This window comes from Flavobacterium sp. RSSB_23, assembly GCF_051547145.1.
Lineage (GTDB): Bacteria > Bacteroidota > Bacteroidia > Flavobacteriales > Flavobacteriaceae > Flavobacterium.
The window spans coordinates 1-26147 of record NZ_JBPTTO010000012.1; the positions used below are offsets into that span (position 1 = coordinate 1).

22 protein-coding genes and 3 tRNA genes are annotated in these 26147 nt (G+C 32.2%); 13 read left to right on the plus strand and 12 right to left on the minus strand.

The genetic code is table 11. The features are described from left to right. Positions 1 to 39: 39 nt before the first annotated feature. Together ACSVH9_RS14360 and ACSVH9_RS14365 are read right to left on the minus strand one after the other, a co-directional pair. The gene (locus ACSVH9_RS14360; protein WP_438064310.1) at positions 40 to 801 is read right to left on the minus strand and encodes an NlpC/P60 family protein; all 762 of its coding nucleotides are present in this window, start codon (positions 799 to 801) and stop codon (positions 40 to 42) included. Between the two features lie 54 nt (positions 802 to 855). Then, positions 856 to 2034, minus strand: a complete 1179-nt coding sequence (locus ACSVH9_RS14365; RefSeq protein ID WP_438064311.1) for an acetyl-CoA C-acyltransferase — start codon at positions 2032 to 2034, stop codon at positions 856 to 858. Between the two features lie 239 nt (positions 2035 to 2273). Here ACSVH9_RS14365 and ACSVH9_RS14370 point away from each other — a divergent pair. The 4 genes from ACSVH9_RS14370 (at position 2274) to ACSVH9_RS14385 (ending at position 3264) form a co-directional block, all read left to right on the plus strand. Continuing rightward, positions 2274 to 2357: transfer RNA gene (locus ACSVH9_RS14370), tRNA-Ser, on the plus strand. Positions 2358 to 2365: 8 nt separating this feature from the next. Next, positions 2366 to 2440: transfer RNA gene (locus ACSVH9_RS14375), tRNA-Pro, on the plus strand. Positions 2441 to 2447: 7 nt separating this feature from the next. Next, positions 2448 to 2521 (plus strand) — tRNA-Arg (locus ACSVH9_RS14380). Positions 2522 to 2610: 89 nt separating this feature from the next. Beyond that, entirely contained in the window at positions 2611 to 3264 is a 654-nt protein-coding gene (locus tag ACSVH9_RS14385; protein WP_438064312.1) for a M15 family metallopeptidase, read from the plus strand. Here ACSVH9_RS14385 and ACSVH9_RS14390 read toward each other — a convergent pair. The 8 genes from ACSVH9_RS14390 to tsaD form a co-directional block, all read right to left on the minus strand. Next, positions 3261 to 3830: a hypothetical protein gene (locus tag ACSVH9_RS14390; RefSeq protein WP_438064313.1), complete on the minus strand. Its 570-nt coding sequence runs from the start codon at positions 3828 to 3830 to the stop codon at positions 3261 to 3263. The two genes, ACSVH9_RS14385 and ACSVH9_RS14390, sit on opposite strands and share 4 nt — an antisense overlap. A gap of 6 nt (positions 3831 to 3836) precedes the next feature. Continuing rightward, entirely contained in the window at positions 3837 to 5009 is a 1173-nt protein-coding gene (locus ACSVH9_RS14395) for a THUMP-like domain-containing protein (protein WP_438064314.1), read from the minus strand. A gap of 2 nt (positions 5010 to 5011) precedes the next feature. Further along, the gene (locus tag ACSVH9_RS14400) at positions 5012 to 6103 is read right to left on the minus strand and encodes an AI-2E family transporter (protein WP_438064315.1); all 1092 of its coding nucleotides are present in this window, start codon (positions 6101 to 6103) and stop codon (positions 5012 to 5014) included. A gap of 78 nt (positions 6104 to 6181) precedes the next feature. Then, positions 6182 to 7138 carry a zinc metalloprotease gene (locus ACSVH9_RS14405; RefSeq protein ID WP_438064316.1) on the minus strand — a complete coding sequence of 319 codons (957 nt, stop codon included), beginning with the start codon at positions 7136 to 7138 and terminating at the stop codon, positions 6182 to 6184. A 137-nt stretch (positions 7139 to 7275) separates the two neighbouring features. Next, positions 7276 to 7779, minus strand: a complete 504-nt coding sequence (locus ACSVH9_RS14410) for a TrmH family RNA methyltransferase (protein WP_438064317.1) — start codon at positions 7777 to 7779, stop codon at positions 7276 to 7278. Between the two features lie 4 nt (positions 7780 to 7783). After that, the gene (locus ACSVH9_RS14415; protein ID WP_438064318.1) at positions 7784 to 8425 is read right to left on the minus strand and encodes a DUF4159 domain-containing protein; all 642 of its coding nucleotides are present in this window, start codon (positions 8423 to 8425) and stop codon (positions 7784 to 7786) included. A 31-nt stretch (positions 8426 to 8456) separates the two neighbouring features. After that, the gene (locus ACSVH9_RS14420; RefSeq protein ID WP_438064319.1) at positions 8457 to 9161 is read right to left on the minus strand and encodes a 16S rRNA (uracil(1498)-N(3))-methyltransferase; all 705 of its coding nucleotides are present in this window, start codon (positions 9159 to 9161) and stop codon (positions 8457 to 8459) included. 2 nt (positions 9162 to 9163) lie between these two features. Continuing rightward, complete coding sequence (tsaD, locus tag ACSVH9_RS14425; RefSeq protein WP_438064320.1) at positions 9164 to 10186, minus strand: tRNA (adenosine(37)-N6)-threonylcarbamoyltransferase complex transferase subunit TsaD; 1023 nt, start codon at positions 10184 to 10186, stop codon at positions 9164 to 9166. A gap of 225 nt (positions 10187 to 10411) precedes the next feature. On the opposite strand from tsaD, the gene ACSVH9_RS14430 reads away from it, so the two are divergent. The 5 genes from ACSVH9_RS14430 (at position 10412) to ACSVH9_RS14450 (ending at position 18587) form a co-directional block, all read left to right on the plus strand. Continuing rightward, positions 10412 to 14869, plus strand: a complete 4458-nt coding sequence (locus ACSVH9_RS14430) for a translocation/assembly module TamB domain-containing protein (RefSeq protein WP_438064321.1) — start codon at positions 10412 to 10414, stop codon at positions 14867 to 14869. A 321-nt stretch (positions 14870 to 15190) separates the two neighbouring features. Next, positions 15191 to 16177 (plus strand): 6-phosphofructokinase, encoded by a 987-nt coding sequence (gene pfkA / locus ACSVH9_RS14435; protein ID WP_438064322.1) that lies wholly within the window; start codon positions 15191 to 15193, stop codon positions 16175 to 16177. Between the two features lie 49 nt (positions 16178 to 16226). Continuing rightward, positions 16227 to 17231: a type I glyceraldehyde-3-phosphate dehydrogenase gene (gene gap, locus ACSVH9_RS14440; protein WP_159684457.1), complete on the plus strand. Its 1005-nt coding sequence runs from the start codon at positions 16227 to 16229 to the stop codon at positions 17229 to 17231. A 125-nt stretch (positions 17232 to 17356) separates the two neighbouring features. Next, positions 17357 to 18208: an N-acetylglucosamine kinase gene (locus ACSVH9_RS14445; protein ID WP_159684460.1), complete on the plus strand. Its 852-nt coding sequence runs from the start codon at positions 17357 to 17359 to the stop codon at positions 18206 to 18208. Positions 18209 to 18212: 4 nt separating this feature from the next. Beyond that, entirely contained in the window at positions 18213 to 18587 is a 375-nt protein-coding gene (locus ACSVH9_RS14450; RefSeq protein WP_438064323.1) for a methylglyoxal synthase, read from the plus strand. On the opposite strand, the gene ACSVH9_RS14455 is transcribed toward ACSVH9_RS14450, so the two are convergent. Together ACSVH9_RS14455 and ACSVH9_RS14460 are read right to left on the minus strand one after the other, a co-directional pair. Continuing rightward, positions 18568 to 18948, minus strand: a complete 381-nt coding sequence (locus ACSVH9_RS14455) for a RidA family protein (RefSeq protein WP_438064324.1) — start codon at positions 18946 to 18948, stop codon at positions 18568 to 18570. The genes ACSVH9_RS14450 and ACSVH9_RS14455 overlap by 20 nt on opposite strands. A gap of 11 nt (positions 18949 to 18959) precedes the next feature. Further along, a complete protein-coding gene (locus ACSVH9_RS14460) occupies positions 18960 to 21650 on the minus strand; it encodes a putative LPS assembly protein LptD (protein ID WP_438064325.1) in 2691 nt (896 codons plus the stop codon). Between the two features lie 134 nt (positions 21651 to 21784). Between ACSVH9_RS14460 and ACSVH9_RS14465 the strand changes: the two genes are divergently transcribed. Genes ACSVH9_RS14465 through ACSVH9_RS14480 form a run of 4 tightly spaced genes read left to right on the plus strand, consistent with a single transcriptional unit; the run spans position 21785 to position 26132 of the window. Next, positions 21785 to 22930, plus strand: coding sequence for an N-acetylmuramoyl-L-alanine amidase family protein (locus ACSVH9_RS14465; protein WP_438064326.1), 1146 nt, complete (start codon positions 21785 to 21787; stop codon positions 22928 to 22930). A gap of 48 nt (positions 22931 to 22978) precedes the next feature. Further along, positions 22979 to 23944, plus strand: coding sequence for an MlaD family protein (locus ACSVH9_RS14470; RefSeq protein WP_438064327.1), 966 nt, complete (start codon positions 22979 to 22981; stop codon positions 23942 to 23944). Between the two features lie 4 nt (positions 23945 to 23948). Then, positions 23949 to 25280: a 4Fe-4S dicluster domain-containing protein gene (locus tag ACSVH9_RS14475; protein WP_438064328.1), complete on the plus strand. Its 1332-nt coding sequence runs from the start codon at positions 23949 to 23951 to the stop codon at positions 25278 to 25280. A gap of 60 nt (positions 25281 to 25340) precedes the next feature. After that, on the plus strand, positions 25341 to 26132 hold the full coding sequence (locus ACSVH9_RS14480; RefSeq protein ID WP_159684482.1) for a (Fe-S)-binding protein: 792 nt from the start codon (positions 25341 to 25343) through the stop codon (positions 26130 to 26132). Positions 26133 to 26147 lie beyond the last annotated feature (15 nt).

Genomic DNA, 26147 nt, shown 5'->3' on the forward strand with positions numbered 1-26147 from the left:
AACAAAAAAAATGTTCCCAATTGAGGAACATTTTTTTTCTTAAATAATTTTTTTTATGACTCTTAATTTGTGACTGTGTTTTTGAGTTTCGGTATTGTAAATGCCTAAATGATCGAGTCTATCAATTCTTACTTTTCCACTTGCATGAATGATGTAATTGTCAGACATAATAATTCCGACATGTATTATTTTTCCATCTTCATTATCAAAAAAAGCTAAGTCTCCAGGTTCGCTTTCTTCAATAAAACTAAGTGGTTCTCCTTGAAAAGCTTGTTGAGAAGCATCTCTTTTTAAATGGTACCCATTTAATTTATACACCATTTGTGTAAATCCTGAACAATCAATTCCAAATGGTGTTTTACCGCCCCATAGATACGGAGCATTTAAATACATATAAGCAGTTTTTATAAGATTGTTTTTTTTCTTGATGCCACTAGTTCTTGTTCCTTCAAAACTGAATTTCTTAGTGTTAATTTCATTGTAATTTAAAAAAGAAAGACTAGAACCAAGTGGAATAGGTAGTAATAAGCCATTTGAGTCTGTAATGTATTCAATTAAATCGGCACTTAATATGATACTGTCATTTGATAAATGCTTAAAGTCTTGTTCGCTAATCAACTGATATTGTTTGCTGTCAACCCATCCTTCGTATTGATCATACTGTAATCTTATTTTTGACCATTGATTATAAGTGTCAATTATTTGAAAATGCTCTCCGAAAAGAACTTGTGAAACAATCTCACTTTTATCACTTGACTCAGACCGTAGGGGTATAATGGCTAAATTACAGATTCCAAACATTATCTTAAATTTAAAAATTGAGGTTTAATTTTTAAACCTCAATTATCCTTTTGTTTATATTTTCTCAATTACTATTGCTGATGCTCCTCCGCCACCATTGCAGATTGCTGCGGCTCCGATTTTAGCATTGTTTTGTTCAAGAACATTAATTAATGTAACTATTATTCTTGCTCCTGAACAACCAAGAGGGTGTCCTAATGATACTGCACCTCCATTAACGTTGACTTTATCATTATTTAATCCAAGTATTTTTGAATTAGCCAAGCCAACAACTGAAAATGCTTCGTTAAATTCAAAAAAGTCAACATCACTGGTAGTTAAACCAGCTTTTTTTAGTGCAATAGGTAATGCTTTTGCAGGACTAGTTGTAAACCATTTAGGTTCTTGTGCTGCATCAGCATAACTTCTAACGTATGCTAAAGGTTTTAAGTTCAAAGATAGTGCTTTTTCTTCGCTCATAAGTACAAGTGCAGCTGCACCATCATTGATTGTTGAAGCATTTGCAGCGGTTACAGTACCTTCTTTGGTAAACGCAGGATTCAAGCTAGGAATTTTATCTAAATTTACATTTGAAAATTCTTCGTCTTTGCTAATAATAATTGGATCACCTTTTCTTTGTGGAACAGAAACTGGAATTACTTCGTTGTTAAATTTACCTGAGTTCCATGCTTCAGATGATCTTTTGTAGGATTGAATTGCAAATGCATCTTGCTCTTCTCTTGAAATGTTATACTCATTTGCGCATAAATCAGCACTAACACCCATTGCGTTATTGTCATAAGCATCGGTAAGTCCATCTTTTTGCATTCCATCAACCATTGTATTAGGCCCAAATTTTGTCCCTGAGCGAAGATTCATGTAATGAGGGATTAAACTCATATTCTCCATACCACCAGCAATAACAATATCGGCATCACCACATTGAATAGCTTGTGATGCAAGCATTACTGCTTTCATTCCTGATGCACAAACTTTATTGATTGTAGTGCATGCTACTTCATTAGATAATCCAGCAAAAATTGCTGCTTGTCTAGCGGGTGCTTGTCCAACACCTGCTTGAACAACATTTCCCATATAAACTTCATTGACCAAATTAGGGTCTAATTGAATTTTTTCCAAAGCCCCCTTTATTGCAGCTGCTCCAAGTTTTGGGGCTGTAATACTTGATAAACCTCCCATAAAACTGCCAATTGGAGTTCTAACAGCTGAGACTATGACTACTTTCTTATTCATAATGTAAAAATATGTTGATTTGTTTAGCAAATTTAATCTTTTTTGATCCTATTTCATATTTTTATCAAATAATATGGAATAATTTGAAAATTTTAAAACTATTTTATTCTATTTGTTTGATTGTGAAGTGTTTTGAATTTTTATTGAATTTTATTTAAAAAAAAGCTACAAAATAGTTGTGAGAAACGTAAAGTTAACTTAAATTTGCAACCGCAAAACGAGATAGTTTTCTTGTTTTAGGAGAGGTGCCAGAGCGGTAATGGAGCAGATTGCTAATCTGTCGACGGGTAACCGTCGCCAGGGTTCGAGTCCCTGTCTCTCCGCTTGCACTCGGGGTGTAGCGTAGCCCGGTTATCGCGCCTGCTTTGGGAGCAGGAGGTCGCAGGTTCGAATCCTGCCACCCCGACAACAATGGACGCATAGCTCAGCTGGATAGAGCACCTGCCTTCTAAGCAGGCGGTCGAAGGTTCGAATCCTTCTGCGTTCACTTAAAACGATACTAGAAATAGTATCGTTTTTTTGTTTTATATCCTTTTTTTTGATTCAAATAGTATACATTTATAAAAATATTTGATCATGCGTTTACTTTTTTTTCCTTCTTTTTTTATCTTTTTTTTACCTTCTTTTACTTATGCTCAGTCGCCTCAGACTAGTACAAAAGATATTGTAAATACTATAGTGGCTGATACAACTTTTGTTAATTTGAGTGAGTATAGCGATGATTTTATTTACGATATGAAATATGCCACTAACGATAATTTTTTGAAATCAAAAGTGTATGATTGTGCGGAATGCTTTTTGAGATTAAAAACAGTAAAAGCTTTGATTAAGGCTAATGATAAGTTTATTAAAAAGGGGTATAAGATTAAACTGTTTGATTGTTATCGTCCTTTAGATATTCAAAAAAAAATGTGGGCATTAGTACCAAATCCGGAATATGTGGCGGATCCCGCTAAAGGTTCCATTCACAATAGAGGAGGAGCTGTAGATATAACTCTTGTAACTTTGGAGGGTAACGAATTAGATATGGGGACTGCTTTTGATTTTTTTGGAAAGGAAGCAAGTCACAGTTATCCATTTTTAGATAAAAAGATAATGGATAACCGCAATATGCTTAAGAAAATTATGCTTCAAAGTGGATTTAAAGCATTTGAGTCAGAATGGTGGCATTACAATTTAGCTTCTGCTATGTCTGATAAAATAGCCAATACTAAATGGAAATGTGATTAGTTTTCTATGCAAGAAATATTTTTTATAAAATAGTTCTCTGGTTGGTAGACTTTGTTGTCTAATTCAGATGTGAATTCCTTTTTTATGATGTAATCTTCTAAATCCGTCAAATATTTTATTCGCATTAGTGATAATGGGGAGCTTTTTAATTTTTCAAAACTATCTTTCAAAAAATAAAATTCTCCTGTAGTGACTCTGTTATCAAATCCTTTATCGTCTCTTAAAAGTGTTCCGCAGTTTTCTTGATCTTTGTGGATTAAAGAAATGATACTTCCATCATTTAATTGAAGGAATAATTTTGAGTTTTTATCAAAGCAATTGGCTTTTATGAAGCCTTTACTTTTTTGTATTAATTGAATGTTTAAAGTGGGTACACCGTCAGTTAGGGCTAGTGAAAAGAAAATATAGCTTGAAGTACCTGCAAAGTTTTTTTCACTAATCATGTATTCTTTTGTGACTTTATAGCTTCCTATTGAGTCTACGACATTGGTGCTATAGTCGCATTGTTTTTGTGCAAATAAAGAAAAAGTTGAAATGGTAAAAATGGTGAGTAATAGTTGCTTCATATTGTTTTATATTTTGCTGCAAATTAAAACTATTTTGTCGTTATTTATATCGGTTGTGAAAAAACAATAACTATTTCCTCCATCTTTTATTTTCCATTTTTTTCTGATGTTTTCAACACTTTCAGGGAAATTTCGTGTCGTAATATTTACTTTTTGATTGGCTAAGTTTTTTTTTATGTCTAATTTGTTGTAATTCAGTTTTTTGTTGATTTTGAATCTTCTTCCAGGAAAGTCAATCAATTCTGAATTAGTATACAAATGTGAATTTAGATGTAATTTATTCAACTTAAAAACGGAACTAACGGCATCAAAACCACCAGATTTCATTATTGCACTATTAGGTTCATATAAGTATTCTTCTGGCAAATCATAAGTTGGCTCGCAGTCATAAGTAGGAAGCTCAAATTTTTCCTCTTTATTTTTAAGGAGATTTACCGTTTTTATGAAAACGTACCCAGTATAGTCTTTATGAAGTTCCCATAATAGTTCTTTTACTTCATTGTTTAAGGCCACGATATGTATGGATTTTACATTTTTTAATTCTGATAAACCAGCAGTTAAGTCTAATAATGGTGCTGTTTTGATTAAGATTGATGTTGATTTTGTAAAATAAAAATCAATATTTTCAGGTACGTTTGGAAGACAGTCTTTAAGCATAAAAACTTTGCCTTTGCTTTCGTTTCTTCTGGAAGGATCAATGTATATCCAATCCCAATTTTTATCAATATTGTTTAGAATGTCTTGGCTATCACCAGTTTTACATTCAATATTTGAAGCCTTTAATTGTGTGAAGTTATGAGTTGTAATAGCTGACAGTTCAGGATTAATTTCACAATGCACTATTTTTTGGAACTTTTTAGCGAAGTAAAAGTCGTCTACTCCAAATCCACCTGTTAAATCTATTAAGTTGGTTCCTGAAATTAAGTTAGATTTATAAGAAGCGGTAATTTCAGAAGAGGTTTGTTCTATCGAAATTTTTGGAGGATATATAATGTTTGGAGTTGAAAACCAAGTTGGAAGCTTTTCCTTAGCTTTTGCTTTGCTTTCTATCTGTCCTAAAATTGTTTTCCATTCAATGTTTGGGAATGGATTTTTTTGTAAAGCAAGTTTAGTGATGTTTTGGTCTAATTGATCGTTTATGAAATTTTGAACGTCAAAGTTTAAAAAGTCGAAATTCAAGTTTAAATGTCTTTGGTTAACAATTGAATAATTTTATTATCTGGAAAAAATTCTTTTCCTATTACTTTCAAAATAGTGTACAAAGGTACAGCTATTACCATTCCTAATATTCCAAATAAAAAACCTGCAATAAGGATGACTAAAAAGATTTCTAAGGGATGTGAACTTACACTTTTGGAAAAAATAATGGGTTGGGATAGGTTGTTGTCGATAAGTTGTACAATCCAAAATCCAATCAAAACATATATAGTTGTAGGAAGTATTTCGGTTTGAAAATCGCTGCCAAGATGACTAATCATAGAAAGAATTGCAGCTAAAACTGATGCGATTAGTGGTCCAATGTAGGGAATGATATTTAATACAGCACACAAAAAAGCAATGATAATGGCATTTGGAATACCGAAAATTAGTAAAACGATTAAATACAAAAGGAATACAATAAAGAGTTGGAGTAATAGACCAATAAAATAGCGAGAGAGCAAATGGTTGATTTTTTCTAATGAATTCAATATTTGTTCTTCATGACTATCAGGAATTAACTTTTTGGCGCCCACAATAAAAAGGACACGGTCTTTTAGGAAAAAAAAGGTGATGAATAAAACTGAGGCTAATCCCATTCCAAAACTACTGATGGTGCCTAAAATAGAATTTAAAAAATTAGGAATGACACCAAAATTTATTTTTGAAGTAATGCTATTGAAATTGAGTATTTTTTTTGCATTAATGTGATGGCTTTCTAGGAATGCATTGATTTGGTTAATGAGTTCAATGGCATTTTGTTCAATTTCTCTCGTATTTAAGAGGGAAAGATTCTGACTTTGTGAGGTAATTAGAGGTACGAATAAAATTATAATTCCAAAGATTATGGCCACAAATATTGCTATTGTTGTGATTGTCGCTAGGTTATGTGAAAATTTTAATCTTTTTTTGAAGAAATCCAAAAAAGGATTACCAATCAAAGTCAAAATTAAAGAAACCACAAGGTAAATTAAAACGGATTGTATTTGATATAAAAAATAAATACCTAACGCTGAGGCTACAATAATAACTAATGCTCTAATTATTCCGTTGGCTATTATTTTTGAATTGATCATATGAGTTAATTTAGTTTATAAATATAAAAAAAACTCGCTATGTCTAGCGAGTTTTAATTGCAATTATTTTGTTTGGAATTAAATTCCGAATCCAGCTCTAGCACCGCCGCTTACAAATAGCGCAGCCATTCTAGCTTTTTGCCCATTAGTAAACATGTACATTCCTCTGTCATCTGTATAATCCATATAGTTCATTGTCATTTCTACAGGTGTTCCTGTACAAGTGCTTAAGTGTGGGTAAGCTGGAACTCCGTAGTTTGCAGCATTATGAGTAGGTGTATCAGCAACTAAATCACTTCCGCAAGTTGCATCACCCCAAATATGTCTTAGATTCATCCAGTGTCCTACTTCGTGGCTAGCTGTTCTTCCTAAGTTGTAAGGATAGCTTGTACCTGAGTTGCTTGTAACTCCAAAATATTTAGAATCGATTACAACACCGTCTGTAGCAGCTGCGCCACCAGGGAATTGTGCGTATCCTAAAATACCTCCGCCAATAGTACAAGCCCATAAGTTTAGAGTGTTTGATGGAGAAGTTGGAGCAATACCACCTTGATTTGTTTTTTTCATAGCATCTCTAGTTCCCCAGGATGTTTTTGTAGTAGACTTACGGTTGATTTTAACTAATTCAAAAGTAATTCCAACATTGGCAGCAACACCAGCAAATAGAGCAGGAGTACTTGAAAAATCAGCGTTTGTTGCAGTGAAGTCTTTGTTTAAAACATCGATTTGAGATTGAATCAAGGCATCAGAGATGTTTTCTGCTGCAGTACGGTAAAGTACGTTTACAACAACAGGAATTACTACTTTTCCGTTTACTAATTTACCTGTTAGTTTAGCTTTTTGTGTAAACTCTTCGATTTGGTTCATACGAATTGCTAAAGTTGGGTCGGCTGCTAATTGTGCTTGAAATACTTCATTTGTTGCGCAACCTCTTCTTGCAACGGCTTGTTCTGATGAATTTGAATTTAATGTTTCTTCATTTTGACAAGAAAAAAGCATTAGAATAAGCCCTGCACTCAATAAAATTTTTTTCATAATTTGGGTTTTGTTAAATTGTTATAAAAAAGTTAATTTGGTTAATTCATTAACAATTTTATAACATTTTTTTTAAACTACCAATTTTTTTTATGAAATATTTTAAAATAATTGTTTGTCATTCAGTTGTTTGAATGTTATTTCATTTTTCTGGTAAGCTCGTAGAGCGCAATTCCAGTGGCCTGAACGACATTCATACTGCTGTTTTTTCCAAACATTTCAATATGAATGACTTGATGCGATTTTTTTAAAAAGGTTTCTGAAATTCCATCAATTTCATTTCCAATTAGCAATGCAATTTTTTTATTTTTCGGAATTTCAACTTCGGCTAACGGTTTGCTTTCTGATGTTATTTCTAAAGCAATAATTTCAAAATCATTTGTTGTTAAATAATTCGAAAGCGCTTCTTTTGTTTCGAATAATTCATAGGCCACATGAAGGTGTGTACTTCTAGAAGTTTTATTAATTTTTCTTGGATTCATTTGGTTTCCTATGCCAAGAAAAAGAATTTTTTCAACGCCAAAAGCTTCACTGATTCTAAAAAGTGAGCCAATGTTGGGTTGAAAAAGAATGGTATCACACACTAAAATTATGGGAAATTCTTGGTTTCGGAAAGGAACCGATTCATGATTTAATTGCATGATTTTAATTGTTGAAAATATAATTAATGATGTTAGCGCCCATTTTTAAAGCTTTTTGGCGTACTTCAACTGGGTCATTGTTTACTTCAGCATCTTCCCAACCATCTCCCAAATCACATTCAAAAGTATAGAGTAGTACTAATCTATCAGCTACGAAAATTCCAAATGCTTGTGGTCTTTTGCCATCGTGCTCATGGATTTTGGGTAATCCTGAAGTAAAAACATAAGGTTTTTGAAAAATAGTATGGTTTGATGGAATCTCTGTTAACTCATTATTTGGGAAAAGCTTTTTTATTTCTTTTCTTATATACTGGTCCATTCCATAATTATCATCAATATGCAGAAATCCGCCTGCTTCCAAATATTTTTTTAAATTGTCTCTGTCATTATCGCTAAACACTACATTGCCGTGTCCTGTCATATGAATGAAAGGGTATGAAAATAAATCAGGATTACTTGGTTCTACTGTTGCAGGTTTTGGTTTTATCCTTGTATTTATATTTGAGTTGCAGAATTTAATTAAATTAGGTAAGGAAGTAGGGTTAGCATACCAATCGCCACCTCCATTATATTTTAATAAAGCAATTTCTTGAGCATGACTTACAGAAGAAATTAAAAAAGCGAAAATTAAAAGACTTCTTATCATTATGAAGTTGATTTAAAAGAAATTAATGGTTTTACTCATTAAAAAACACTACACTGTGACAGGCAACAACTGCTGCGGTCTCTGTTCTTAACCTAGTATTTCCAAGAGTGACAGGAATGAAATTGTTAGCTAAAGCCAATTCAATCTCTTTCTCTGAAAAATCACCTTCTGGGCCAATCAGAATTGTAGTTTTCGTATTTGTATTCAAAACAGATTTTAATGATTTTTTATCCGTCTCTTCGCAATGCGCAATCAGTAATTGTCCTTCGTGTTGTTGTTTAATGAAATTTTTAAATGTTATAGCTTCGTTTAGTTTTGGTAAATAAAATTGATTACACTGTTTCATTGCTGTCAAAATTATTTTTTCAAAACGCTCTTTATTGATGACTTTTCTTTCGGAACGATCACAGATTATGGGTGTGATTTCTTGAATTCCAATTTCGGTCGCTTTTTCCAAAAACCATTCATAGCGATCATTCATTTTTGTTGGAGCAACTGCTAAATGTAAAGGATACTGTGTTGCTTCTTTTTTTTCTTTCGATAGTATTGCAACTGTGCATTTACTATCAGAAGCAAGTGAAATTTCTGTTTTAAATAAATCGCCTAAACCATTAGTTACAAAAAGTATATCGCCATCTTTTTTGCGTAATACTTTAATAATATGTTTGCTTTCTTCTTTTTCAAAAACAAAAGAGGTATTGGATTCGTTTATAAGGGAACTATAAAATAATTGCATATTTAAAATTGGATTCTTGCTTTTGAAACGACAGAGGCAGTTTCAAAATGTTGAGATAAATATTTTTGGTAGCCAACTATTCCGATCATGGCTGCATTATCTGTTGTATATTCAAATTTTGGTATGAAAGTTTTCCAGCCATACTTTTTTTCTGCTTCTTTTAAGGTACTTCTAATTCCTGAATTTGCAGAAACGCCACCTCCGATTGCAATCTGATTTATTCCAGTTTCTTTTACAGCTTGTTTTAGTTTATCCATTAAAATTTCAATAATGGTATGTTGTATAGAAGCACAAATATCATTTTTATTGTCTTCAATAAAAGAAGGGTTTTCTTTTTGATTTTTTTGTATGAAATATAAAATTGCAGTTTTCAATCCAGAGAAGCTAAAATCTAATCCAGCTACTTTTGGCTTTGTAAATGCGAATGCTTTTGGATTACCACTTTGGGCTAATTTGTCAACTAACGGTCCACCTGGGTAGGGTAACCCAAGGATTTTGGCACTCTTGTCAAATGCTTCACCTACAGCATCATCTGTAGTTTCACCTATGATGGTCATGTCAAAATAACCGTCTACACGAACAATCTGTGTATGACCACCGCTGATGGTTAAAGCTAAAAAAGGAAATTCAGGTTTTTCATATCCTTCTTCATCTATAAAATGAGCCAAAATATGAGCATGCATATGGTTTACAGCGACTAATGGGATATTGAGTGCCGTAGATAAAGACTTTGCAAAGGAACTGCCAACTAGTAGTGACCCCATTAACCCTGGTCCTTGTGTAAAGGCAATAGCTGAAAGTTGTTCTTTGGTTATACCTGCTTTTTTTAGTGCAGCATCAATAACTGGAACAATATTTTGCTGATGCGCTCTAGAAGCCAACTCTGGAACAACTCCACCGTATTGATTGTGAATCAACTGATTTGCTACAACATTTGACAATACTTTATCGTTATAAAGAACCGCGGCTGCTGTATCATCACAAGAGCTTTCAATGGCAAGAATAAAAACACCTTGATTTCGCATAAAAAGGGACAAATTTGAAATTTATTTGATTAATGGTCGTAAAATTCTTTAATTTTACAGCTTGGTCAAAATTAGCTATTTTTTATCAAATAGCACTTGATAGGATTAGTTTTATAGATTGATTGGGTAACTTGCTTGATGACACTATGCTACTACATTTTGATTTACAAATAATACTTAACTCTTTCTACTATTAAAAAAATAAAAAAAATACTATTACGATTATTGCTACTTTTTCTTCTACTTTTATTAGTAGCAGGAATAGCACTTTCTTTACCTGCAGTTCAAACTCGAATCGCTCAAGAGTTGATGACAAAAATTAATACTTCTTACGGAACTTCAATTGAAATTGATGAAGTTGCAATTTCCGTTTTTGGAGGTGTTAAACTAAAAAAAGTTCTGATTAAAGATCATCATAAGGATACTTTAATTTATGCTAATCGAATTAAAACAAACTTGATTGGTATAAAAAAAGTAATTGATGGAGATTTAATTTTTAATAGTATTCATTTAGATGGTTTATTGTTCAATCTCAAAACCTATAAAAAGGAAAAATTAACGAATTTAGATGTTTTTATAGAAGCTTTTGAAACTGGTAAACCTTCAACAAAACCTTTTTTAATGACTGTTAGAGAAGCTTTTATTTCTAATGGACATTTTTTGTTAATAGATGAAAATAGGAGAGACCCAAAAGATGTTGATTTTACAAGACTTAATGCCCAAATTAGTAACTTTCAAATTCTTGGGCCAGAAGTTGAAACAAATATCAATCAGCTTTCTTTTAAAGATCATAGAGGCGTTTTTTTGAAAAAATTGACGGCAAAGTTTAGTTATAATAAGAAACGTATACGTCTAAAAAATTTGGAGTTAGCAACTTCAGAATCTAAACTAAAAGGAGATGTTCAGTTAAATTATAAAATAGAGGATTTTGCTGATTTTAATAATAAAGTAAAATTTGACATTAAACTAAAGTCTTCTGTAATTGCTTCAAATGATATTCGATGTTTTTATGATGAATTAGGTAAAAATTTATTTTTTAATGCACGATCAAGGATAGAAGGAACGCTAAACAATTTAAAACTAACGGATCTTGTACTTTTTGATAGAAAGGGATCAAAGATTATTGGTAGTATAAATTTTAGAAATTTATTTCCTTCAAAATCACAGGAATTCTATATGAACGGAAAATTCCGCTCGTTAACTACAACATATGATGATTTGGTTACTATTTTGCCAAATGTTTTAGGCGAAAGTTTGCCAGAAATTCTAAAGAAAATTGGGAAAGTTGATTTGGTAGGGACAACAGAATTGACAACAAAAAATATTCAAGCTGACTTTAGTATGAAAACGGATATCGGAAATGTAACCTCCGATTTGGTCATTCTTAATATGAATCAAGTAAATAAAGCCAAATACAAAGGTACTATTGATTTGCAAAATTTTGATTTGGGTATTTTATTTAATGCAAAAGATCTTGGACAAACAAATTTAAAATTGGCAGTAGACGGTGTTGGTTTTGATCAAAAGAGTTTAAATACATCAGTCAAAGGTGAGGTTTTAAAAATTAATTATAACAACTATACCTATAGTAATATTGATTTAGACGGATATTTTAAAATGCCTATTTACAAAGGTAAAGCAACAATTAATGATCCAAATTTAGTTCTAGATTTTGATGGTTTTATTGATTTAACTGGAAAACAAAATAAGTATGATTTTCATTTAGGAATTGATAAAGCAAATCTACATGCATTGCATTTTGATAAAGAACCTGTTTCAAATTTCAAAGGAGATATTGTTGTTAATGCTTCAGGAAATTCAATAGATAATGTTATTGGTGATGTTTTTGTTAAAAATGTAGTATACAATAATTCTAAAAAAGCATATTCTTTTGATGATGTAAATGTGACCTCGACTTTTGACGCAAGAAATGTTCGTACTGTTACAATCAACTCTACTGATGTGGGTCAAGGTAAAGTAGTAGGAAAATTTAAGTTTGACCAATTACAAGCTTTAGTTCAAAATTCATTAGGAAGCCTTTATGGTAATTATAAACCATTGGTTGTAACCAAAGGGCAATATCTCAAATTTGATTTTATTATATACAATAAAATAGTTGAAGCCCTTTTTAAAGATGTCACCCTCTCTTCAGATGCTAAAATAAAAGGCGAAATTGATGCTGATGATAGGGAGTTTAAAATGAATTTTAATTCTGAGAGAATTACTGCAACGGGAACCACTATGGATAATATTAGATTATCGATAGATAACAAAAATCCTCTATATAATACATATGTAGAGCTTGACAGTATCAAAACAAGCTTTTATAAAATTAGAGATTTTAGTCTTATTAATGTAACAATGAAGGATTCTTTAAAGGTAAGAACTGAATTTAAAGGAGGAGAAAAGGGTGAGGATTTATATAATCTAAATTTATATCACACTATTGATAAGAATAAAAATAATGTTGTTGGCTTCAGTAAATCTGAAATAAAATTCAAGAATTACATTTGGAATTTGAATGAAGTAGATACTAAGAGTAATCAAATAATTTTTGATAGAGCTTTCAAAAATATAGCAATTAACGATGTGGTGCTTACGCATGAAAACCAGCAAATTGACTTGAATGGTCTGATAAAAGGAAATAGTTATAAAGATTTGCATCTTAATTTTAAAGGTGTTGATTTAAAAAAAATAACACCTTCAAATGAGCAGTTTAAGTTTAATGGGAATATCAGTGGACAAGTTAATTTTGAGCAAGAAGGACAAGTATATAAACCTACAGCATCTATTTATGTCGATCGATTAAAGATAAATGATACTTTTTTTGGGAATTTAGATCTTGGAATTGAGGGAGATCAAAGTTTTAAAAAATTCACAATACATTCTAGTTTAGAGAATGATAGTTTTGAATCTTTTAGTGCAAATGGGAACTTTGAAGTTGTTAATAATGAAACGTTATTGGATTTAGATGTCAAGTTAGATAAATTTAATCTTGCTTTTTTAAGTCCAGTTGGAGGCGAGGTACTCACAAATATTAGAGGACTTGTTTCGGGCAACACCAAAATACAAGGAACACTTGCAAAACCGGACATAAATGGTCGATTGTATTTAGAAGGTGCAGGAATGAATATACCTTATCTTAATGTTGATTACGAGTTGGGTGATAGAACAATTGTTGATTTATCTAATGAAAAGTTTTTGTTTAGGAATAATGCAATTTTTGATACTCGATACAAAACAAGTGGGATTTTAAATGGTGTTGTCGAGCACAATCAATTTTCGGATTGGAAGTTAGATTTAAATATAACTTCAAAACGTTTTCTTGCTTTGGATACGAAAGATTCTGAAGATGCTGCCTATTTTGGTACTGCTTTTATTGATGGTTCAGCCACTATAAAAGGTCCAGTAGCAGGGCTTTTTATAAAAGTTGATGCTAAATCAGAAAAGGGAACTTCTGTAAAAATTCCAATAAACAACGCAGAAAGTGTTAGTGAAAATGGTTTTATACATTTTATTACTGCAAAGGAAAAAAGTAATAGTAAAAATGGTTTATTAGAGAGAGAAAGAGATTATAACGGTCTTGAACTCGAATTTGATTTTGATATCAACCCTAATGCAGAAGTAGAAGTGATTTTGGATAGGAATACAGGTCACGGAATGAAAGGAAAAGGATACGGTTCTTTATTGTTTAAAATCAACACTTTGGGTAAATTCAATATGTGGGGAGATTTTCAGGCATATGAAGGAACTTATAACTTTAAGTATGGAGGTTTAATAGACAAAAAATTTGTTGTAAAAAAAGGAGGGTCAATTATCTGGGAAGGTAATCCAATGAAAGCGCAATTAAATCTTGAAGCTGTCTATAAAACATCAGCCAATCCATCTGTTTTATTGGAAAATTCTTCTTTTAATACTAAGGTGCCGGTAGAAGTGGTTGTTGGGATTAGAGGTGATTTGGCTCGTCCAGAACCCGATTTTAATATTGTTTTCCCAACGGTAAGTTCGGTTTTAGAATCTGAAATTCAATATAAATTGAATGACAAAGACACAAGGCAAACCCAGGCACTGTATTTATTGTCCTCAGGAAGTTTTTTAAGTGCGGAAGGAATTAGTCAATCTGATTTTTCTACTAGTTTATTTGAAACAGCTTCTGGGCTTTTAGGTGATATTATTCAATCTGACAATGATAAGTTTAAGTTTGGAATGAATGTTATTACTGCTGATAGGAGAGCAGGTAGAGAGACAGACGGGCGCTTTGTGGCTACAGTTTCCTCTCAACTTAATGAAAGAATTACTTTTAATGGTAAAGTAGGTGTGCCTTTTGGTGGGGTCAATGAGTCTGCTGTTATTGGTGATGTTGAGATTTTGTACCGTGTAAATGAAGCAGGGAATTTTAATTTAAGACTGTTCAATAAAGAGAATGATATCAATTATATCGGTCAGGGAATAGGTTATACGCAAGGTATCGGTATATCTTATGATGTAGATTATGATACTTTTAAAGAATTTGTTCAACAAATTTTCAAAAAACGAAAATTAGTCATTCCAGCTTCTACTATTGATGTAGATAATGATTCTTCTATGACTCCTGATTATATTAATTTTAATAAATCAAAAAAACCAGTCCCTGAAAAACCTAAAAAAAATCAGGAAGGACTTATTCCTGAAGAAGAATATTAAATCGACAAAAAGCCAGTTGTATATTTTATTTCAACTGGCTTTTTTATTTTTAAGACTCACAATAATTCATTAATAAATAGTTTTTTACACTCTTTTATAAATAATTGTAAGTGAATCAATTAGTGATGTTTTTCTAAATTTTGACAATAATGCAAAAAAAAACTATTTTATTGGTTTTTGTTGAAAATTAATGAATTTTTTTTGCTAAAACCAAAACTTATCAACGAAAACGTTTGAATTTCGGCTCTTTTATTAAAAATATAATAAGATATTATTAAAACTAGTCTATGTTTATTAAATTTACATATTAATACTTAAAAAATGTCAAAAACAATAAAAAAAATAGGTGTACTTACCTCTGGAGGTGACTCACCAGGAATGAATGCTGCAATACGTTCTGTTGTTAGAACTTGTGCATTTCATAATATTGAGTGTGTAGGTATTTATAGAGGATATCAAGGAATGATTGAAGGAGACTTCAAAGAATTAGGTCCTAGAAGCGTTAATAATATTATCAATAAGGGAGGAACTTTTTTAAAGTCAGCTCGTTCTCTTGAATTTAGAACTCCTGAAGGACGCAAAAAAGCGTATGATAACTTAGTTAAAGAAGGTGTTGAAGCCTTGGTAGTTATTGGAGGTGATGGTTCTTTTACCGGAGGACTTTTGTTCAATACCGAATATGGCTTTCCTGTTATCGGGATTCCTGGTACAATCGATAATGATATATATGGGACTAGCCATACTTTAGGTTATGATACTGCCTTAAATACAGTAGTAGAAGTAATTGATAAAATTAGAGATACTGCAAGTTCACACAATAGATTGTTCTTAATCGAAGTAATGGGTAGAGATGCTGGACATATTGCTTTGAATGCTGGAATTGGAGCTGGAGCAGAAGAAATCTTAATTCCTGAAGAAGATTTAGGGTTAGAAAGATTATTAGATTCCTTAAAGAAAAGTAAATCTACAGGAAAAACCTCAAGTATAGTTGTCATTGCTGAAGGTGATAAAACAGGTAAAAATGTTTTTGAACTAAAAGATTATGTAGAATCTAATTTCCCTGAATACGATGTACGTGTTTCGGTGTTAGGTCATATGCAACGTGGTGGCGCTCCTTCTTGTTTCGATAGAGTTTTAGCTAGTAGACTTGGTGTGAAAGCAGTAGAAACTATTCTTGAAGGAAAAACAAATTTTATGGTGGGATTATTAAATGATAAAATTGAATTAACACCACTAGAACAAGCAATTAAAGGACATACAGAAATTGACAGAGAGTTACTTAGAGTATCTGATATTATGTCGATTTAGTCTTATATAGAAACAAATAAAAATAAAAAATAATTTAAATTAAGTAAAAATGTCAAAAGTAAAATTAGGAATAAACGGTTTTGGAAGAATTGGAAGAATTGTTTTTAGAGAGTCTTTCAATAGAGATAATGTAGAAGTAGTAGCAATCAATGATTTATTAGACGTTGATCACTTAGCTTACTTATTGAAATATGATTCTGTTCACGGACGTTTTGACGGAACTGTTGAAGTGAAAGAAGGGAAATTATATGTAAATGGAAAAAACATCCGTATTACTGCTGAAAGAAATCCAGCTGACTTAAAATGGAATGAAGTTGATGTTGATGTAGTTGCTGAATGTACAGGTATTTTTACAACTATCGAAACTGCAACTGAGCACATTAAAGGTGGTGCTAAAAAAGTAATCATTTCTGCTCCATCGGCTGATGCGCCAATGTTTGTAATGGGAGTAAACCACGAAACTGCAAAAGCTTCTGATTTAGTTGTTTCAAACGCATCTTGTACTACAAACTGTTTAGCTCCATTAGCTAAAGTTATTCACGATAATTTCGGAATTGAGGAAGCATTAATGACTACAGTTCACGCTACAACTTCTACGCAAATGACTGCTGATGGACCTTCAAGAAAAGACTGGAGAGGTGGACGTGCTGCTGCAATTAACATCATTCCTTCTTCAACTGGAGCTGCAAAAGCTGTTGGAAAAGTTATCCCTGCATTGAATGGAAAATTAACTGGTATGGCTTTCCGTGTTCCTACAGCTGACGTTTCTGTAGTAGATTTAACTGTAAAAGTGGCTAAAGAAACTTCATACGAAGAAATTATGGCTGCATTAAAATTAGCTTCAGAAACTACATTGAAAGGAATTATGGGATTCACTGAAGATGCAGTGGTTTCTCAGGATTTCATCTCTGATAAAAGAACTTCAATCATTGATGCTACTGCAGGAATTGGTTTAAATTCTACTTTCTTTAAACTAGTATCTTGGTACGATAATGAGTATGGATATTCAAGCAAATTGATTGACTTGTCTGTTCATATTGCAGGTTTAAAATAAGAAAATAAGCAAGATTCCAGAAGCAATAGCTTTTGGAATCTTTTTGTTTATACAAAAACACACAAGAAGGTTTAATCCATTTCTTGTGTATTTTTGTATATAAAACCAAATTCAAAAAAAAGTATATGAAATTAATAGTAGACAGTGGTTCAACAAAAGCAGATTGGATTGCAATTGATGACAAAGGAAAAGTCCTATTTACAACCCAAACGCTTGGATTAAACCCTGAAATTTTAGAAGGTCACGAAATTATTGATCGTTTGAATGATCGTTTCGATATTTTACAAAACAAAAAAACAGCAACTCATTTATTTTTCTATGGTGCTGGCTGCGGAACAGCTCGAATGAAAGAGTCATTAACGCTTATTTTTCAAGACTATTTTCCAAATGCAATTGTATCAGTTGAAGAGGATACCTATGCGGCGGTGTATGCTACTACTCCAAAAGGAGAAGAAGCTATTGTAAGCATCTTGGGAACAGGTTCAAATTGTAGTTATTTTGATGGAAAAAAATTGCATCAAAAAGTACAGTCATTAGGGTACATTATCATGGATGATTGTAGTGGAAATGTTTTTGGTAAAGAGTTAATTAGAAAGTACTATTTTAATAAAATGCCAAAACACATTGCAGAAGAATTTGAAAAAGAATACAATGTTGATCCAGACTTTATTAAAAGCAAATTGTACAAAGAGCCTAATCCAAATGCATATTTGGCAACATTTGCGAAGTTTTTAATCAAGCATAAAGAAGAAGAATTCTGCAAAAAAATTATTTACAAAGGAATGAAGTCTTTCGTGAAAAATTATATTAAGCAATTTGATAATTATCAAGAAGTGCCTGTTCATTTTGTAGGATCTATTGCTTTTTATTTAAAAGAAGAATTACAAGTGACTTTTGATAAGTATGAAATGAAATTAGGTAATGTGTTGCGTAGACCTATTGATGGTTTAATTGCATATCACGTTGCTAATAGTTAATACAATGGAAATCGCTATCATTGCACACGATGGGAAGAAATCAGAATTGGTTCAGTTTTTAATAAAAAATAGAGCGATTCTTGATTCTTCAAATATTAAGTTAATTGCAACTGGAACTACTGGAGGGAAAGCTGAAGAAGCTGGTTTCAAAGTAAAAAAAATGCTTTCGGGACCGCTTGGAGGTGATGCTCAAATTGCCGGTAGAGTAGGTGAAGGGAAAACGAATATGGTGCTTTTTTTTAAAGACCCGTTATCCAGTCACCCACACGAGGCAGATATTAATATGTTGATTCGGGTTTGTGATGTACACAATGTGCCATTGGCTACGAATGGAGCTACCGCTCAGTTGTTGCTAAATGCTATAGCACGGCAATCATAGATATTTCTACATTTACATTTTTTGGCAAACATGCCACTTGAACCGTTTCACGTGCTGGAGCGGTTTTTTCGTTAAAATAAGAACCGTAAACCTCATTGATAGCTGCAAAATCATTCATATTCATGATGAAAATACTAGTTTTTACTACGTTTTCAAACGTCATATTTGCTGCTTCTAAAACCGCTTTCATATTTTGCATAACTTGTTCTGTTTCTGCTTGGATAGAATCGGTAACTAAATCACCAGTTGCAGGATTAATGGCAATTTGTCCAGAAGTGTATAATGTATCACCTTTTAAAACGGCTTGATTATAAGGTCCAATTGGTGAAGGTGCTTTGTCTGTAAAAATTATTTTTTTCATAAAAAAAGTTGTTATCGTATGGTTCTGTCGTTTACTCGTTGTTTATTCCACTTAATATCACTTAATACGCCTGATTTAATACCGATGAAGAAATTCCAATTCGAATAGTCACCAAAAGGTGTCCAATTGAAATCCATTCTCCAGCTTAATAAATCTCTTTCAAAACGTATTTGTGTAAAAGTTACTCCTTTTTGTACAAAATCATAACCTGTAGAGATTCCACCTTTCCATTTTGGGGTTAAATCAGCATTAGCAGAAATCATTATGGAATTATTGATAATTTTCCTTTCACGATTGTTATTTCCGTAGGTTAAGGAGTAAGCAAAAGTCATATCCCAAGGCAATTTAGACTTAAAAAATGTCGTAATAGCATCTTCTCCTTTGGAATCGTCTTTGTCGTCAAATTGACTTTTTTGATTTAGAACATCCCTGCTTTTTCCAAATAAGTCATCTTCTCTTCCACCATTTCTTTTTACTTGATCATCTTCTTTTTTAGTGTCATCAAATTCACTACTTGAAATAGAGTAATTTAAAGTCATATTGGCGCTAGTCATCCTGAATAAACTTCCTCCATTGTTTATATTATACATATTGATACGGGTTCCAGAGTTGTCAATAGCATAAGGATCTAGAGTGGCTCCAAAATTCACATTCATTTTGTTTTTAAACAATTGAGTTCCTCCACTCACACGAACAGGTGACCAAGCTAAAGTTGTTTTGCCATCGGCATTAAGGTCATAGCTGGTTGACAGGTTTAAGTTGTTAAGCAACATGATTTTTTTGGGTTCAACTTTTGTAGTATCACTATCAGTTACTTTTGCTTCAAAAGTGTTGCTCAAATCAAACCCAATATTGTTAGAATTGGAAAGACCAGGTGCTCCATAAATTCCTCCTTCAAAACGAGTATAAGGTTTTATCATAGTGCCACTTGCATCAGATGAATAGGTATCGTAGTACTTTTCAAAACTAGGAGTGTAGCCATACGAAATAGAAGGACGCATGACATGTCGAATGGATTTTATTTTTTTGTCTTTACCAAAGTTAAAAGTACCATAAATCGTTGTTCCAATGCTACTTGATAGAGTGTAAGTTCTGAATGCATCAAAACCATTTACGGTTTCGTCAACGACTTTACTTTGGTTGGAGTCATAAAATCTTCTAATCGTTTTTAAGTACCAAACCTCGTTGTAATTAGCCGAAGCCGAAGCGCTAAAATATTTGAATAACTTAAAGTTGGTGCTTATTGGAATACTGTGTTGCATTCCCACTTGAGCATTTTTAAACATTTCAGGTTTAAAGAATAATGAATCTGTGGTTACAAAGCTATTTCTTCCGTTTAAGTTGTATTGAAAATTGATGTTTTTTATTATTCCTTTCTTGATTCCATCTCCTTTTGCAAAGGGAAAAACTCTATCTACACTTAACTGAAGCGTAGGTAAAGTCATATTGATTTCGCTTGTTTGAGTGTTTTGAGAATGTGTTGCGGATAGCGACATTCTTACTTGTGGTATAGAGTTGAATGTTTTGGAATACGAAACAGAAGAGCTCAATGTGTTGTTTAGATTTGATCCTAAATTCACGACATTTATAGATTGTTGGAAATACTTACTACTACCTAAGTTTACTGAGGCTGAGAAAGTAGAATTCGGATTGGATTTAGAGTCTTTGGAATGGGACCATTGAATGTTGTAGATAGTCTGTTTGGAGTAATCTGGATAACCTCTTTCACTGTTGATTAGGTTTTCAAATCTAAAATTAAAATTTCCTCTATAATTGTATCGTTTCGCATAGCTAGACTCTAAGCGCATTCCGTAACTTCCGTTGGTATAGTAATCACCAAGTACCGTTAAGTCATAATGATCACTTAAAGCAAAGTAATATCCAAAATTTTGCAATGAAAAACCACGGGCATTAGAGTCGTTGTAATTTGGTAAAATAATACCAGAAATGCTTGTTTCTTTACTCATTGGAAAGTATGCAAACGGAAGGCCAATTGGTGTTGGTACATCGGCAATGACCATATTGGTTAATCCAGTAATAACTTTTTTACCAGGAATAAATTTTACTTTATTGGTTTGGAAATAGTATTCAGGATTATCGACATCTTTTGAGGTAGAAAATCGTGCTCCTTTTAAGAAATAAACCGAATCATTTTCTTTTTTGGTAATGGCAGCTTTAATTTTAAATTCTCCTTGATCAGTTCTTGAATTCCAAATCAAGGCTTTTTTTGTTTTAAAATTAAAACGTATCGAATCTGGTTCAACTACATTAGTACCTTGTTTGAAGTTAGGATATTGCGTGTATTTGCCAGTAGAATCTTTAATTCGTCCAGCATATACTTCATTTTTCTCATAATCCATAACTATGATTCCAGACTTTAACTCAATGTCTTGGTAATACAATTCGGCTTTGTCATAAAGTGTAATTAGCTTCTTTTTTTGGTCAATTTTGGTATAATCATGAGCTTTGTATCTCACTTTTCCTTCCAAGAAAGCCTTTTTTACTTTGACCGTGTCCGCTTTGATTGAATCTTTAGTTGGAACTTGGACTATGTTTTTAGTTTTGTCTTCTTTTGCTTTTGTGGTTTCCTTTTTAGGAGGAATAGTAGTATTTTTTTTCTTTATATCTTGCGAATAAGCACTAGTAGTTCCTAGTGTAAGAAAAAATGATATTAAAACGATATTAAATAAGTTTGTATGCAAAGGTTTTAATGCTATTTTTGTAAAAATGATGGCTTACTTTTTGAAGCACCAAACTTACATATATTTTTTTGCAAAAATAATCAATTAACAAAATTATAGCGGACGCCTCCTAATAAAAATTAACTTTTAAATTTATGAATACGAAGATTTGTCTAAAAGTAATGTTTATTATTACCTTCTTCTTTTTTTCTTTTTTTTCTTACAGTCAATCGGAAGTTTTTCGTGTGGCTTTAGATGCGGGACACGGAGGTCATGATACAGGTGCAAAATACAGCGGCCGAGTTGAAAAAGATGTAGCATTGGCTGTAGTTTTGAAGGTTGGAAAAATTCTTGAAGATTCTAAAAAAGTTGAAGTAGTTTATACACGAAAAACGGATGTTTTTATTGATTTAATAGAACGAGCAAATATTGCTAACAGAGCTAGAGCGTCAATATTTGTTTCTATACATTGCAATGCCAATAGAAATACAGCAGCTGATGGTACAGAAACTTATGTTATGGGTATGACTAAAATTGCCTCAAACTTGGAAGCTGCTAAAAAAGAGAACTCCGTAATTACTTTGGAAAAAGATTACAAGCAAAAATATGAAGGTTTTGACCCTAACTCTCCAGAGACTATGATTGGAATGACTTTGATGCAAGAGGAGTATTTGGACAACAGTATTTCTTTGGCTTCAAACATTGAAGATGAATTTCAAAATTTGGGAAAAAAGATCCGTGGAGGAGGAGTAAAACAAGCTCCTTACATGGTTTTACACAAAGCTTATATGCCGAGAGTTTTGGTAGAGATGGGATTTATTTCTAATCCAGCTGAGGGTGCTATTTTGGTTTCCGAAGAAGGTCAAAATGATATAGCACAAGCAATTGCTAAAGCGATTTTAAAATATAAGACCGAATTTTTTGAAAGTGAGGGTTTTGAAAACTTTCCAGCACCTAAAGCAGATACCACCGAAAAAAAAGAGGTTATAAAACCTAAAGATACTTCTGATTTTCACGAGGTTCCTAAGGTTGCTACCTTACCAACTACAGGGACAATTTTTAAAGTGCAATTATCTGCTAGTTACATTCAATTAGAGTTGCAACCTAAGAATTTTAAAGGATTAAATTTTATTTCTATGGAGCGTGACAATAATTTGTATAAATATTTTTATGGTGAAACCGCAGACTACAATGTAGCCAAAGAAAATTTAAAAACGGCTAAAGCAAAAGGCTATGATTCTGCTTTTTTGATAGCTTATAAAAATGGAAAGAAAATTAGCATTCAAGAAGCGATTAAATAATTCATTGAAGTTAAATTTTTATATTATTTTTGCGCAAAATCTTATATTTTGAAACTAACAAGAGAAATCAAAACAGCTATTATAGTAATTACTGCTATTTTATTATTTATTTGGGGTTATAGCTTTTTAAAAGGCCGAGATCTTTTTACTAACTATAAGACTTATTTTGTTGAGTATAGTAATGTAGAAGGGATTGCTCCTTCCTCTGCTGTAACTTTAAATGGATTAGTAATTGGTAAAGTTGCTAGCATTACTATTAATAACACTACTGGGAAACTACAAGTTGAATTGCAAATAAATACAGATTTTCCAATTTCTAAAACCAGTACTGCAGTTATTTATGAGCCTGGATTGATAGGAGGTAAGCAAATAGCTATTCGTCCTAATTTTAATGATAAGACCTTAATTGAAGATGGCGCAACTATAAAAGGTGACATTGAATTAGGTATGGCAGCAAGTATGGGTGAGAAACTTGTTCCTGTTCAGCAAAAAATTGAAAAATTATTGGTAAGTGCTGATCAAATGATAAATGGAATCAATGCTGTTTTAGATCAAAAAGGACAAGCTGATTTGAAAAACAGCTTAGCTGAATTGAGTAAGACTATGGAGCAATTTCACAAAGCCTCGGTTAGTGTTAATGGAATTTTAGATACGAATAAGTCTAAAATTAATGGCATAGTAACTAATTTCAATAAAGTTTCTGGTGATTTTTCTAAAATTTCAGATTCTTTACAAAAAGCTGATTTAGGAAAAACAGTAAAAGAATTGAATAGAACTTTGGCAAATGTTGACAAGTTAATGAGTAATTTGCAATCAGGAAAAGGAACTATGGGTAAATTACTTAATGATGAAGCACTATATGCTAATTTATCAAAAACATCAAAAGAGTTGGAATTGTTACTTCAAGATGTTCGCTTGAACCCTACGAGATATGTTAATGTTTCTGTCTTTGGAAAGAAAAACAAACCTTATGTAGCTCCTGCTGCTGATTCAATAGTAAAAGCTAATAATTAATTATATGAATTTTTTAGACAATGTATTGTTCGCCATCGTTTTGGCAATTGGTTTTGGATATTTCTTTATGAATGTCAAAAAAATCATTCGAAACATTAAGTTAGGTACCGCAGTTGACCGAAGTGATAATCCTAAAGAGCGATGGAAAAATATGGCAATGATTGCCTTAGGACAATCAAAAATGGTAAAAAGACCAGTTGCTGGAATTTTACATATTGTTGTTTACCTTGGATTCATAATCATTAATATTGAATTATTAGAAATCATTATTGATGGGTTATTTGGTACGCATCGTGTTTTTGCTTTTTTGGGTGGAACTTACGATTTCCTTATTGGTTCTTTTGAGATTTTAGCTGTTTTAGTATTGCTGGCTGTTTTTACTTTTTGGACCAGAAGAAATATTATTCGTTTAAAGCGTTTTATAAGTTCTGATTTGAACGGATATCCTAAGAATGACGCCAATTATATATTATATTTTGAAGTAGTTTTGATGTCTTTGTTTTTGTTAATGAATGCATCTGATTTGCATTTACAACAAGTACCTGGAGGTTTTTCTCATTTCATCAAAGCGGGATCTTTTCCTATAAGCCAATTTATTGAGCCTATTTTTAATGGAATGTCTAATGAATTGGTGATGCTTTTATCAGAAGCTTTTTGGTGGTTGCATATTGTTGGTATTTTGATTTTTATGAATTATTTATATTTTTCAAAACACTTACATATTCTTTTAGCTTTCCCAAATACTTATTTTGCCAACTTAAAACCTCAAGGTCAATTTGATAATTTATCTTCGGTTACAAATGAAGTGAAGTTAATGATGGATCCAAACGCAGATCCTTTTGCAGCACCTGCAGATGCTAATGCTGCTCCAAGTAAGTTTGGCGCAAGTGATGTAATGGATTTGAATTGGGTACAGTTAATGAATGCATATACTTGTACAGAATGTGGACGTTGTACTTCTTCATGTCCAGCAAATCAAACAGGTAAGAAATTGTCTCCTCGTAAAATTATGATGGATACAAGAGATCGTTTAGAGGAAGTTGGAAGGAATATTGACAAAAACAAAGGTGTTTTTGTGCCAGATTCAGTTTCGCTTTTGAATAATTATATTACTGCCGAAGAACTATGGGCATGTACTTCATGTAATGCTTGTGTAGAAGAATGTCCAGTAAATATTAGCCCATTATCAATCATTTTAGATATGCGTCGTTATTTAGTGATGGAGCAAAGTGCTGCACCAATGCCTTTGAACGCAATGATGACGAATATAGAAAACAACGGAGCTCCTTGGCAATACAATCAACAAGACCGTTTGAACTGGAAAAACGAAATATAATAAAAGTTTAAATTTTTAATCGGTTAGTTACTTAACCCATTAACTAATAACCAATATACAATGTCAGAAAATTTAGTAGTGCCTACAATGGCCGAAATGTTAGCACAAGGCAAACAACCAGAAGTATTGTTTTGGGTAGGTTGTGCAGGAAGTTTTGACGATAGAGCCAAGAAAATAACTAAAGCATTTGTTAGAATTTTAAATCGATCTAACGTTTCTTTTGCTGTTTTGGGTACAGAGGAAAGTTGTACTGGAGATCCAGCTAAAAGAGCGGGAAATGAATTTTTGTTTCAAATGCAAGCGATGATGAATATTGAGGTCTTGAATGCATACGAAGCTAAAAAAATCGTAACAGCTTGTCCTCATTGTTTTAATACATTAAAAAATGAATATCCTGAATTGGGTGGTCACTACGAAGTAGTACATCATACTGAATTTTTAAAATCTTTACTTGATGATGGACGATTAACAATTGAAGGAGGTCAATTCAAAGGTAAAAAAATCACGTTCCACGATCCCTGTTATTTGGGAAGAGCGAATCAAATTTATGAGGCACCAAGAGATTTAATCCAAAAATTAGACGCCGAATTAGTAGAAATGAAACGTTCTAAAGCGAATGGATTATGTTGTGGTGCTGGAGGTGCTCAGATGTTTAAAGATGCAGAGCCTGGTAATAAAGAAGTAAACATCGAAAGAACAGAGGATGCTTTAGAAGTACAACCTAGTATTATTGCAGCAGGTTGTCCTTTCTGTAATACGATGCTTACTGATGGCATAAAAAATAAAGAAAAAGAAGCTGATGTAAAAGTTTTAGACATTGCGGAACTTATTGCTAATGCTCAAGATTTATAAAAGAATTTAATTCAA